Genomic DNA, 12,759 nt, shown 5'->3' with positions numbered 1-12,759 from the left:
CACGGACGAAACCCTGATGCGCTCAAAAAACCTCTGCCTGTCGTTCACCTCGCTGTGCCTGCTCGCAGCTGCGGACACCGCGATTGCCGAAGACTGGCAATACAGCCTCAAGGCCGGCGTGGCCAACGCGCCCCGCTACAGCGGCAGCGACGAGCGTATGACTGCGCCGCTGCTGGGCGGCAAAGTCGTCAGCCCTTGGGGGATTTTTCTCGACACCGACAAGGGCCTGGGCTGGGGTTACGAAGGCAACGCCCTGAGCTTCAGCGCCTACGTCGGCGCCAGCAGTTCACGCAAGGATAAAAACCAAAGCCTGCATGCCGGTTCCAAACGCCTCAAAGGCATGGGCGAGATCAAGTCACGCCCGCAACTGGGCGTCAGTGCCGCCTATAACTTGGGCGGCGTGATCGTCGGTGCCACCCTGGAACATGCACTCAAGGAAGATGACCACAAGGACACTGGCAAGGCCTACACCCACCTGGAACTGAGCCTGGGCACCAATCTGTATGAAGGCCGCTTTGGCTCCGTGGATGCCAGCCTCAGCAGCCACTTCGGCGACCGCCAATACCTGCAGACCTGGTACGGCGTCACCACCGGCCAGGCCGCGCAAAGTCGCTTCAAGGCCTACAAGGCCGGTGCGGGCAATATCAGCAACGGCATGAATTTGGTGTGGAGCGTGCCGATCAGCGAGCACACCCAGTTCTCGACCTTGCTGGATGTGCAGTATCTGGCGGATGAGGCAGGCAAGAGCCCCATTGTTGAGCGGCGGTTGCAGACGTCTGTGATGGGTGTGCTGGAATACAGTTTCTAACTTGATAACCCAATCGGGCAATGTGGGAGCGGGCTTGCTCGCGAAAGCGGTGGATCAGTCAGTACATTTTTAACTGACAGACCGCATTCGCGAGCAAGCCCGCTCCCACAATTTAACCGAGTTCGGCCGTCAGACTTCTGTGCTTTGCTTTTCTGTGGGAGCTGGCTTGCCTGCGATGCAGACACCTCGGTACATCAGGCACACCGAGTCGATGCCTTCGCAGGCAAGCCAGCTCCCACATTTGATTGAGTTTGGCGTCCACTATCAGGTCGGCTGTCAGGCCGCCCAGGCTTTGCTTTTGATTCAACCACTCAGGTCGGCTACTAGGCCGCCGTGCTGTAGATTTTGATCTTGATTTTGATCTTAGGCGCCCCGTTAAACCACGCTGGCCGAACGCAGGCTTTGGAGCGGGGGTAAACCGGCAGGACGCCGGTTTAGCCGCGCTGGGCCAAGGATGGCCCATCGCGGCGGCCCCCGCTCCAAAGCCTGCGTGAGGGCACACCGAGCCGGAGGCGAGGTGCCGAGTGGTGGGGCAAGAGCCTTTTGGTTACTTTTGGGCTCTTTTCAAAAGTGACCCGCTGTAAGAGCGGAACCAATACAAGCCATCACCCAAACAACGGATATGTACTCAGCGCCCCCCCGCCAATCACAGCACTCAACCCGTAAAAAAAACATGTGTAGATACCTGGGCGCATCGCAGGCAAGCCAGCTCCCACCCTGAATCAGTTACCACGCTGGCCCCTTGCTAAAGTCAGGCCTAATCGGCATACGCCCAGGTCATTCTGAACGACGCCCCGCCCCACTCCGAATCAAGCACTTGCACCTGCCCGCCATGCCATTGGCTGACCCGCTTGACCAACGCCAGGCCCAGGCCGAAGCCGCCGGTACGGCGGTCGCGACTGGTGTCCAGGCGCAGGAAGGGTTCGAAGATCTTCGCTCGGCCCTCCATCGGCACGCCAGGGCCATCGTCATTGACCCGCACTTCGTAACCGCTGCCGAATTTGACCAGCGACACTTCCACACGGCGCTCGGCGTAGCGAATGGCATTGCGCAGCAGGTTGATCACCGCACGGGCCATGAAGCGCGGCTCGATCTGGATAAAATCGACCTCACAGGTGCGCAGAGACAACTGCACCCCCGCCGCCTCAGCCTCCAGGGCCACGCTGCCAATCACGCTGTCGAGCCAACTGTGCGCCTCGATGTTCTCCCGAGTGACCTGGGTAGCACCGCGCTCCAGGCTGGCGTAGGTCAGTAGTTCAGAGACCATTTCTTCCAGCTCGCCCAGGTCGGCGTACATGTCGGCGATCAGTTCGCGGCTCTGGCGCGGGTCGGGTTGTTGCTTGAGTTGGTCCAGTTCGAACGACAAGCGCGCAATCGGCGTGCGCAATTCGTGGGACACGGCGTTGGTCAGTTCACGCTGGTTGGCGATCAGGCTTTCGATACGCTCGGCCATCTGGTTGAAGTGCCCGGCAAGTTCGCGCACGGTGGAGCGGCGCGGCAGCAGGATGCGCGACGCCAAGTCGTTATCGCCAAAGCGTTGCGCGGCCAGGCGAATATGCTCCAGGTCGCGCCAGTGTGGGCGCACCCAGAAATACAGCACGATGGCCAGGCTCACGCCGAGGAAACCGTAGGCCCACAGGTACAACCATTTGGGCTCTTCCGGCAGTTTGATTTGCAGCAATTGCGGGCCACCATCAATCGGGCTCAGGAACTCCATAAAGTCCCCGCGCACGACCAGTTGGCCGTCAGCCAGCAGTTTTTGTTCGCGTTCGTTCAGCGCCAACGCATCACGCGGCACCAACTTGAGGCGTAAACCGTAATGCGGTTGAAGCTCGGCCAGACGCGCGTCGCGGGCGGCCCCCTGGACGGGCCGCAGTTGCTCCACCAGGCCATAGGCCGGGCCGCGCAGGGCTTCGCGGTTATAGACTTCGTTGGCTTCGGGCAATAACTCGTCGAAGGTGTAGTTGACCAGCCAGATGGCCCCTGCCAGGCCAAGTGCCAGGATCACATACAGACGCAGAAACAGGCGCAGCATCTAAACCTCCCACGCGAACGGGTTGAACAGGTAGCCCTTGCCCCAGATGGTCTTGATGCACACCGGCTCACGCGGGTTGTCATTGAGCTTGCCGCGCAGTTTGCTGATGTAAACGTCGACGCTGCGGTTAAGGCCGTCAAAGGCGATACCGCGCATGCTATTAAGAATGTCGTCGCGGGAGAGGATCTTCCCCGAACTGCTGGCCAGCAGCCACAGCAACTCGAATTCCATGGTGGTGAGGTCGATCCTTTCATCACCCAGTCTGACCACCCGGCAACTGCGATCAATCGACAGCCGGCCGAACTCCAACGAGCCGCGAACGCTGGGCTCGGGCACTTGGCGACGTTGCAGGGCGCGCAGCCGTGCGAGCAATACCGGCGGTTTGATCGGTTTGATCACGTAGTCATCGGCACCCGACTCCAGGCCGAGGATGTGGTCCAGGTCGTCTTCCTTGGCCGTCAGAATCACAATAGGCGTGTCAGACACATTACGAATTTCGCGGCACACGTGCAGGCCGCTCTGGCCCGGCAACATCAGGTCGAGTACAACAATCTTCGGCTTGAAGTCGAGGAACGCCGCCAGGGCTTCATCACCCCGATGCACCACGCGCACCTCGAAACCGTGTTGCGACAGAAAGTGCGCGATCAGCCCTGCCAGCTTCTCATCGTCCTCAACGAGCAGGACCTTGCCCAGACCCAGGTTTTCCATAAATTCTCAGTGTAAGAGCGCGAATTGAAGTGCCGGTATTATAGATGGCGAGCGGGTCGCAAGAGGTACTGTGCAAGAGGAGAATTCCGACGTTCCTGGTGGTTTTTTGCAGAAACTTCATGTTTTTAAAAGTTTTTTACATTTACCGCGTACTTTTTAACTTGCTTGACGGCGCGTGCAGCCGCCCTCCTCGCCGCTCAATCCGATCCATTGTCGCAGCGCTATAGCAACGGGCCAACTGCGAATTATCATGTAATAAATCATCAAACCATTCATGAACTACACTGCGGCATAGTTTGATTTCATTCATACAAGAGTCACTCACTATGCGCCTTGTTCGATCACAGAAAAGTAACCCTGGAAAACCCCTGCGTAACGTTTCAACCCTCGCCGTGCTTGTCAGTGTCTTAGCCGGATGCAGTAACGGCTCCGTGCCCGGTGCCGCCCCTGACAAGGCCAGGTTTATCAACCCGGCCGGTCTTTCCACCCCCACCGGCTACACGCATGTCGTAGAAGCCCCTGTGGGGCGCACACTGTATATTTCCGGGCAAATTGCCTTCGACAAAAATGGACAACTTGTTGGCCCAGGTGATTTCACCGCTCAAACTGAACAGGTGTTTGCCAATCTGAAAGTTGCATTGGAGGCGAGTGGCGCGACCTTTAATGATGTGGTCAAGCTGGGGGTTTATGTCACCGATGTGAGCCAGCTAAGTGCATTCCGAACAGTGCGCGATAAATATATCAATCAGAAAAATCCGCCCGCCAGCACGCTGGTTGAAGTATCGCAATTTATTCGCAAAGAGTTGCTGGTAGAAATAGACGCTGTCGTCGTAGTGCCTGCTCAGCCGTCAAGTGCAAGGTAGGGTGGTAACCGACTCGCCCGGTGCCGAACTTAAAAAGCCGTTCTACTCGCAAAAAACGCTGTTCACGTTACACTCGCAACTTGCGATTCGCGCGCTGGCGCAGATGACCCATGGAAATCAAGGAAGGCATTGAACCGCTTTCAGTTGTCGCGTTGATTCACTGAAACGGGAGCAGCATGCGTAAGGACTACCTGGCTTTTTTTACTTCACTGTTCCTGTCGCGGCTGGCGGACCAGATCCTGCTGTTTATCGTGCCACTGGTGGTGTTCCAGACCACCAACAGCGTGTCATGGGCGGGGCTGGCGTTTTTTGTCGAGTCACTGCCGCGTTACCTCGCCTTCCCGGTGTGCGGTGCATTGTGCGACAAGTTTTCGCCGGTGCGTATTCTGCACATCAGCCAGGTGTACCGAGCGCTGGCCTGTGTAGTGGCGGTGGTGCTGTACGGAGCGTTCGACGGTATCTATTGGCTGGTGATCCTGTCGGCGCTGTGCGGCGTGTTGACGACCCAGGGCATCATGGCGCGGGAAGTCGTGATGCCGCATATCTTCAAGCATTACACCTATGCCAAAACCTTGTCCTACTCGCAAATTGCCGACCAGAGCGGCCTGGTGCTGGGGCCGCTGGTAGCGGCGCTGATGCTGGAAGTCTGGGCCTGGCATTGGGTAGTCATCGGGATTGCCGGGCTATTTGTGCTGGCGGACTTGGCGATGTGGGTGTGGCAGCGCAACACCACGGTAACCCTTGAACGTTTTGATCAGCATCAGGATCTCTGGCTGCAACCACTGCGCATCGCCTTCGGGCATATCCGCAACTTGGTGGAATTGAAGCGAATCATCACCTTGGCGGTCGGCGTGAATCTGATTATCGGGGTGACGCTGGCCACCTCGGCGGCGATGGTCACAGGCCAATTTGCAGCGGGCAAAGATGCCTATGCCTTGCTGCAAGCGGTGGGCGCCGTGGTGACGATTGGAATTCTGTTTTACCTGGCGCGCGCCACACTGCCATTGAAAGTGATGGGTGGGCTGTCGTATTCGATGATTGGCGTGGGCGCGTTGATCACCGCCATCAGCCCCGGCATATGGGCCTACACGGTCGGTTTCCTGCTGGTCACCGGCTTCGACAAGATGTTCAACGTGTACCTGCGCAGCACCCGTCAGCGGGTGATTCCAGTGCAGGATTTCGGCAAAACAGTCGGCGTGATTACCTTGCTGAACAACCTGTCCCAACCCTTGGCGGGTTTGTTGGTTGGGGTATTGGCGGCGCCACTGGGCACGCAAACGGTGATCCTGCTGCTGGCGGGTATCACCGCGCTGCTCGGCGTGGCGGTGGCCTCAGGCTGGCACGCCACTGTGAAAGCGGAACTCGATGTCGGGTGATTCGATCAGTTCCTGCTCGGCCGCCCTCACCCGCTCGATCACCTGGGCGATGTCCTTGGCGTCGCCGTACTGGTAAGCCAGTTTCAAGTAACCCTGGAAGTGCCGGGCCTCGCTTTTGAGCAAGCCGAAATAGAACTTGCCGAGTTCTTCGTCCAAATGCGGCACCAGTGCTTCGAAACGCTCGCAACTGCGCGCTTCGATAAAGGCCCCGACCACCAGCGTATCCACCAGTTTGACCGGCTCGTGGCTGCGCACCACTTTGCGCAAACCCGACGCATAACGGCCGGCGTGCAGTTGGCGCAGTTCGACTTTGCGCTTCTTGATCAGGCGCATGACTTGCTCGTGGTGCACCAGCTCTTCGCGGGCCAGGCGCGACATCATGCTGATCAGGTCAACATGGGCGTGGTACTTGGCGATCAGGCTCAGGGCGGTGCTGGCGGCTTTGAATTCGCTAATATCTGCATTACCGCTACGAACCTGTGCATGCCACCCGACACAAAAGCAGCCCCTTATATTTTCAGCCAATGTTTATCCTGTGATATTCGCATGTTATAAATTATTCATCTGAACGAAAAGCCCCGCCAGTGCAGCATACCTAGCACCAGAACATCGGCGGCACCCAAACTTAATTAATATAACGAAGGTCAATAATGCCCTATGCGGTAGGTTATGCTCGTTTTTCGAGTACAAAACAAGGAAAAGGCACTAGTTTAGCTAGACAACAAGAACTAATAGCCGAATGGATTGAAAACAATCCAAGCTACAAGTTATACCCAAAAAAGTTCGAAGACCTAGGGCGATCAGCATCCAAAGGTGACCATCTAAAACATGGTTTCGGACAACTACTGGAAGCCATAAACCAAGGCGAAATAAAAGAAGGTGATGTAATACTCGTGGAAGCAATCGACCGCATTGGTAGATTGCAAGAAATGGAAATGATCTCCTTAATCAATCAGATCGTCAGCGCAAAGGTACAAATAATAACATTACAAGACAACTGTACATATGGCCCAATCATAAAATCCGAGCAGATATGGTCTTTAGTCGGAAAGGTACAGCAGGCATATATGTACAGCGCCTCACTGTCAGAACGAATCAAGAAAAGTTACAGGGCACGTGAAAAGCTTGCCGCAAATGGCATCATCCCAAAACGTAGGACACCAATCTGGCTTGATTCAAATGGAATAATAAAAGATGAAATCGCCCTGGCGATGAAAGGAGCCTTTGAGGATGCACTAGCCGGAATCGGGGAAAGAAGAATCCTGAAACGGTTAATTAGCATGCATATAACGTTTGCAAAAATCAACCCAAGCACAATTAGACGTTGGCTTACCAACAGAATAGCAATCGGGTACTGGAAGGAATGGAAAATCTACCCTCCCATTGTTTCAGAAGAACTATTCTACCAAGTGCAGCAGCGATTTTCAGACGAGTACAAGCCTGCAACAGCAGCACGCACACACTTCCTATCCGGGCTTATCAAATGTGGTGAATGCGGCGCAAACATGCAGGTAAAAATCAACAAACACAGCCCATTCACTATGCGCTGTACAACTCGTTGTGCTTACGGCGACTTAAGGTGCCAGAACAACAAATCTTTTCCAGTGCCTATTTTGCTACACATCTGCAACGACACTGCAACACTGGCTGTTGAAACGGCCATGAAAAACCTGGAGCTTTCTACAAGCAGGAAAAAACTTATCGTCATTGAAGGGCAGTTACGCAATATCAGTGAAAAGATACAAACCCTTGTGACATCCCTGATGAAGTACGGGCAGGTCCCAGAGATAGATGTGCAAATTGCCGCACTGACAAAGGAAAGAAAAAACCTGGAACGCGATAAGATTTTCATTATAGATGACAGCACAGAAAAAAACTCCACATACAACATGGCATGGGATTACCAATACGAACTGATTGCAGACCACCCGATGAGACTAAATGCTTTACTTCAATCCGCTGCATTCAATATAAAGTGCTACACCAATGGTCGCATTGAGGCAAGCACCAAGGGCAACGAGTTTAGCAAATGCACGTACGAAGGATATGACAGAAAAAAACAAGCATATCGAATTTCGACTGCCGCCCAAATTCATCACATAACAAACCGAGAAGGGACATTAACAAAAGAGCGCTTGGAGCTTTTCAAAAACATGCTTGCTATACAACGTTCACAAGGCATTAACACGTTAGCACCAGTTGAAACCTCCCCCAAAGAACAAGCGATGTATGATTTTTATACATCCTTCAGCAACTGACCGCACAGAGCACCACCCGATCAGAAAATTGATGACTTACAAACACACATTTCGCCTAAAACCAGCGGCGGGCTTGGCCCAGCGCGATATCGAAACACAGGATATTTAATTCTCTATTGTCAAACCAACAACCATCAAAGGAATCAGCTACGCCATACGCCTAAGCTAGAAAACATGACCACTTCACCGAAGCAACGGTACATCCAAGACAATTACATGGGAGTACCAATCAAATGCAATGCTGGATACCCATCATTTGAAAACATAATTCAAGCACTTTACGTACTGGTATATGGTGCGACAGAAACGCTACGACACCCCAGAGGCTATCACGTCAGAACACGATTCACAGACAAAATGTCCCCAGCCGAATACAGCGCCAACATCAACAACTACTACAGGAAAAAATCCAACTATTTACCATTGAGGGTTACCGTTACTGAAAATGACGAAACTGGGGTACATCATCATCACGCCATCATTCTCAATGACAAAAAAGATAAAAAAGCAAGCCTTCAACATATACATGCCAAACTCAAACACGAAGGAAAACTAGCGGACTATTCCATAATCGGCCCGGATCATGACGCATACGGCCACCACTTACAAAGTCTGGAAGACTTAGACAGCTTTTTCAAGTGGATGACATATCTAGCCAAGATCAAATCGAAACCAAATAGACACCAACTGTGGAGTGGAAGTAGAAAGGTCACGTCATTACTGAAACAATGGCGCAAGAATGGCAAACCAAACTTACGCCTTGCCAAACAACACACGCTTACAGAAAACCCCCTGGAAGGCGATCTAGGAGCTTTTGTCGGCCTCTAGCTGGACAGCTAGCGACAGGAAACCAAAGCAGCCCAAAGAGGCCCACAGGCTGCCAGAAGCCGCATCAAGACCAAGGCGCACAGTTAATCAAAGTGTCAAATCAGCTGGCTTTAATTTCATAGTGAATAACCTATAACGATTGACGTCAGATGGTTTCATTTCTTGCATCTCACTCAAGCGACCAATATTTTTCAATGCGGCTACGGCAGACTTGTCAAACAATGTGTCACCACTGCTCTTAGTCACAACAACCGAATCAACCACACCGTCCATTTTCAGCGCGATTTGCAATTCAACCTCTAACCCGCTCTGTAACGATGGTGGCCTAGACCAGCCTTCAGAGGCTCTTGCCTTGATCATATCCTCAAAAGCTGCGCCAATATCTATTTCATTAATTAATTCAGGAGCAAACTTTGTTGCCGCGACGACAGGCGGAAAAACCAAGCAGTTTCTCAAGTATATTCCCAGACCAAATTCGACGCGCCGACATTGGAAAAACAACTCTTGTCCCGCATCAAAATTCGCGGCAAATTCAATGAAAGGTTGAATTCCTAAAATTTCTGATTTGCTTCCAGATGTTTTCCATGGCCAAGCCTGATAACCAGCCAAATGCACAGTAGCGGCGGCACTCTTCCCTTGATCAATAACCAAGAAGGCCCCTTGGTCATCCATCATGACCTTACTGACCCTTCCACGGTATATACCAGGTTTACTGAATTTAATCTGGGCTCTTGCTTGGTTAGATTGATATTCCTTTGCAATTTGCTTCGTATCCATCGCCTGATCAAAATGCCACCCAGTGGTGTCCAACATTTCATGCATACGCGTATTGAATTGCCCCCATGCAGTAGGGTCAGTTGTGGCGGCATATGTTACAGACGCCATAGTTGACAAAAACATGAACAACGGAAACCTCATAAAAGTACCTTTTTAGTGCTAGGAGTTGTTTCGTGCTTTCAACAAGCACATATCAATCATCATGATAAAATTAGCAAACATCCAAACCAGAAGTAAGTGCTCCCATGGGCTACGTATGAAGATTGCGACGACTAGCGCGCCACCGAGAATACCCGCGACCCAACGTTTCATGTACAAGTAGCCAGCCCCTGGAAGCAATGTATTCAGCGTGATTGCCGCCAACAGGCTTTTCGATCTTACTTTGACCACAGTAGATTCATGACTGGCTGATATTTTTCGCATTACGGCCCCTTTCTGAATCAGTTGCTGGCGCTTCGCTGAACACGTAGGCGCCGCAGTGTCGATGGGATACCGCAAATGAACAGGATGACCGAAAGGATAAGCGTCACAGCCGCAACGACTACCCCCACGCCAAGGGCCTGCCGGATGCTGGAGACGTATCCAAACTCCAGCGAACAGATACCGATCAGGCTTGCCAAGGGCATGCTGATTGCTGCGATGAAAATAGATGCGTATAGCTTCATACCGACCTCAGTTACTGTGAATTTGCACTCAATATTCACAGTATACTGTGAGGACGTGCGAACAGCCATCACCGACAGTGACCCGTCTTTGAGATGGGGCTGCAAACGTGGATATCGGCTTAGCTTTCGGAAAGGTACTGCGGCAAAAACGCAAGGAAGCTGGACTGACCCAGGAACAGCTTGCACATGATGCTGATATACAGCGTAACTACGTCAGTCTGATAGAACGGGGGATTCACTACCCTACGATTGCGATACTGTTTAAGCTAGCAAACGCCTTGAAGTGCTCCCCCTCTGTATTGATATCCGATTTGGAAAACATGCTTGACGAGCACCCTTAGTCCATATCGCTGCTCACAATCGACTGCTTGCACTACTAACTCGATCAATATCACTACCCCATCACGATGGCCGCAGTAACGCCTGAAAGTCGCTTTCACCCAAGATGCGAATTTTTTGCCCCTTTGAAATTAGTTGTTCGGCTTTGAGGTGTTTTGAGCTCTTATTTTTCCCGGCCAATCGGGTGATGTCTTGATCACCAACTACCAGTAGCGTGGTTTGCTTCGTGACTCCCAGGCCGATCTCGCAACCACCTTCTGCGGCCATGGCAGACGCGTCTTGGCGCGGGATGGACAGTGCTCCAGTAAACACTACGACGTTCCCTGCTAAGACACCGTCTTGATTGACCGATAGCCCTTCTACTGCATTCAGTGCAGACAGCGGCATGTTGACGAGCGAGCACCACTCCGAAGCCGTGGACCCGGTATGAGCGATTGCACGAAGCAATATCTCCCCCGCAGCACGCGCATCTTCTAGGGCATCATGATGCTCGAAAGGAATTTCAAAAAAGGACGCAAGATTCTTCAATCCGTAGCCCGACCGGGAGAACTCGGACCATGCTCGGCGGGCAACCTTCGCGGTGTCAAGCCAAGAACAATCAAAATGGGGCAAGTCCGCATTTTGACAAGCTCGCAGTGTCGCTGTGCGATCAAACGGCATATGGCTAGCCACGATTTGCCCCGTCACAAAAGGCAAAATCTGATCATAAACGTCGGACCAAGATGGAGCTGACGAGACCATCGATTCGTCAATTCCATGCACAGAAACGTTCATCGGGTGAAAGTAATCGTTCGGATTAACAAACGAACTCCATGTTTCGTGCAATTGACCTGCTCGAAATACGGCAATTCCCACCTGACAGATGCTGGCAAGATTGGGGTTTGCGGTCTCAACGTCGATGACTGTGAAATCCATTTGCTACCTCGTAACGTCGATTATCAACTCCATTTACTTCGACCAGGCTAAGCGGCAGACCAGAGCGAAATACCTTCATAAACCTATCAACTGGATGAAGTGATTGCAAATTGATGGCTCGCACAGGGCCTGTGAATCGGTTTTGCAGAATATTCATCGGCCTTATTCCCAAGGGCTCGTCAACCGATGCGGCACCCCAAGAGCCAGACGGACTCTTTCCAGTAGAAATATGCAGCCCAATCGGCACCGTATGTCATCCAGTGCAGCTCAGGGTGAATGCAGATAGAAAGACCACTGAAAGATAGCTTCCTACGTATTATTCCATTTCGACTCGATACCAGCCGTTATGAAAATACCAGCAGCAACGAGGACTCCGATAACCCAAGGCCGACTATCAAATAGGTCTACTTATCTGGTAGTCCGATTACCTCACGCTTGACACTACCAAAAACCTATTGCAGATAGCTATATGATAGAATTATCATTTATCTATCAAAACAACGACCAAAGGATAATCAAAATTGAAGTCACACCTATATCTCAGAGCCAGCACTAAAGACCAAGACGCACTACGTGCCAAGGCAAGCCTTGAATCATTCGCAAGCGAGAAGGGCCTCACCATTGCTGGCATCTACTCCGAACACATCAGTGGTACTACGCTAGATCGTCCACAGTTGATGCGATTGCTGGATGCAGCACAATCCGGTGAATGCATTGTCTGTGAAAGTGTTGACCGTTTAAGCCGCCTATCCCAAACGGATTGGGAAACACTGAAAGCCAAGATCAAAGCAAAAGGTCTACGTCTCGTCATTGCAGATCTGCCTACAAGCCACATGGTAATTGAAGACAAGGGAATTACCGGCCAGATAATGGAAGTCATCAACAGTATGCTGTTAGACCTAATGGCGACGATGGCGCGTCTTGATCAAGAAAAACGTGTTGAACGGATCAAGCAAGGATTGGAAAACAAACGCCTTGCAGACCCGAACTGGACGCCTACAGGGAAAGGCAAGAACGTAGAGAAGTGGGCAAAGGTACAGTCATTGATGGCTAAACATCCAACAATGTCGGCTGATGACATCGCCAAACTCGCGGACGTAGGGATTGCGACCGTATACCGGATCAAACGCGGTACACCGAGCTCGCATTAAAATCCATGAACATTATGACCAAGCACTGTACAAGCA

At 52.2% G+C, this 12,759-nt stretch carries 11 protein-coding genes and 1 pseudogene; 7 read left to right on the top strand and 5 right to left on the bottom strand.

Translation table 11 applies throughout. The features are described from left to right. Positions 1–16: 16 nt before the first annotated feature. Entirely contained in the window at positions 17–808 is a 792-nt protein-coding gene (locus ACA065_RS13520; RefSeq protein WP_497694935.1) for a MipA/OmpV family protein, read from the top strand. 757 nt (positions 809–1,565) lie between these two features. On the opposite strand, the gene ACA065_RS13515 is transcribed toward ACA065_RS13520, so the two are convergent. Then, entirely contained in the window at positions 1,566–2,843 is a 1,278-nt protein-coding gene (locus tag ACA065_RS13515) for an ATP-binding protein (protein WP_497694934.1), read from the bottom strand. Further along, positions 2,844–3,551: a response regulator gene (locus ACA065_RS13510; protein WP_497694933.1), complete on the bottom strand. Its 708-nt coding sequence runs from the start codon at positions 3,549–3,551 to the stop codon at positions 2,844–2,846. It abuts the gene before it with no gap. 326 nt (positions 3,552–3,877) lie between these two features. On the opposite strand from ACA065_RS13510, the gene ACA065_RS13505 reads away from it, so the two are divergent. Together ACA065_RS13505 and ACA065_RS13500 are read left to right on the top strand one after the other, a co-directional pair. After that, on the top strand, positions 3,878–4,414 hold the full coding sequence (locus tag ACA065_RS13505; RefSeq protein ID WP_497694932.1) for a RidA family protein: 537 nt from the start codon (positions 3,878–3,880) through the stop codon (positions 4,412–4,414). 176 nt (positions 4,415–4,590) lie between these two features. Then, a complete protein-coding gene (locus ACA065_RS13500) occupies positions 4,591–5,790 on the top strand; it encodes an MFS transporter (protein WP_497694931.1) in 1,200 nt (399 codons plus the stop codon). On the opposite strand, the pseudogene ACA065_RS13495 reads toward ACA065_RS13500, so the two are convergent. Beyond that, positions 5,746–6,240: pseudogene (locus ACA065_RS13495) on the bottom strand (MiaE family protein); the annotation flags it as partial. The gene ACA065_RS13500 and the pseudogene ACA065_RS13495 sit on opposite strands and share 45 nt — an antisense overlap. A gap of 200 nt (positions 6,241–6,440) precedes the next feature. On the opposite strand from ACA065_RS13495, the gene ACA065_RS13490 reads away from it, so the two are divergent. Together ACA065_RS13490 and ACA065_RS13485 are read left to right on the top strand one after the other, a co-directional pair. Beyond that, positions 6,441–8,048, top strand: coding sequence for a recombinase family protein (locus ACA065_RS13490; protein WP_497694930.1), 1,608 nt, complete (start codon positions 6,441–6,443; stop codon positions 8,046–8,048). Positions 8,049–8,222: 174 nt separating this feature from the next. Next, a complete protein-coding gene (locus ACA065_RS13485; protein ID WP_497694929.1) occupies positions 8,223–8,876 on the top strand; it encodes a hypothetical protein in 654 nt (217 codons plus the stop codon). A gap of 87 nt (positions 8,877–8,963) precedes the next feature. On the opposite strand, the gene ACA065_RS13480 is transcribed toward ACA065_RS13485, so the two are convergent. Then, complete coding sequence (locus tag ACA065_RS13480; protein ID WP_497694928.1) at positions 8,964–9,776, bottom strand: TonB family protein; 813 nt, start codon at positions 9,774–9,776, stop codon at positions 8,964–8,966. A 649-nt stretch (positions 9,777–10,425) separates the two neighbouring features. Here ACA065_RS13480 and ACA065_RS13475 point away from each other — a divergent pair. Continuing rightward, a complete protein-coding gene (locus tag ACA065_RS13475; protein ID WP_048399769.1) occupies positions 10,426–10,659 on the top strand; it encodes a helix-turn-helix domain-containing protein in 234 nt (77 codons plus the stop codon). A gap of 61 nt (positions 10,660–10,720) precedes the next feature. Here the strand turns inward: ACA065_RS13475 and ACA065_RS13470 are convergent, their stop codons facing one another. Beyond that, entirely contained in the window at positions 10,721–11,572 is an 852-nt protein-coding gene (locus ACA065_RS13470; protein ID WP_048399771.1) for an exonuclease domain-containing protein, read from the bottom strand. A 521-nt stretch (positions 11,573–12,093) separates the two neighbouring features. On the opposite strand from ACA065_RS13470, the gene ACA065_RS13465 reads away from it, so the two are divergent. After that, positions 12,094–12,723 carry a recombinase family protein gene (locus ACA065_RS13465; RefSeq protein ID WP_048399773.1) on the top strand — a complete coding sequence of 210 codons (630 nt, stop codon included), beginning with the start codon at positions 12,094–12,096 and terminating at the stop codon, positions 12,721–12,723. Positions 12,724–12,759 lie beyond the last annotated feature (36 nt).

It is taken from the genome of Pseudomonas sp. LBUM1640 (assembly GCF_059716225.1).
Note: the sequence above shows the minus strand (reverse complement) of the source record. Positions and strands in the feature narration are given on the sequence as shown.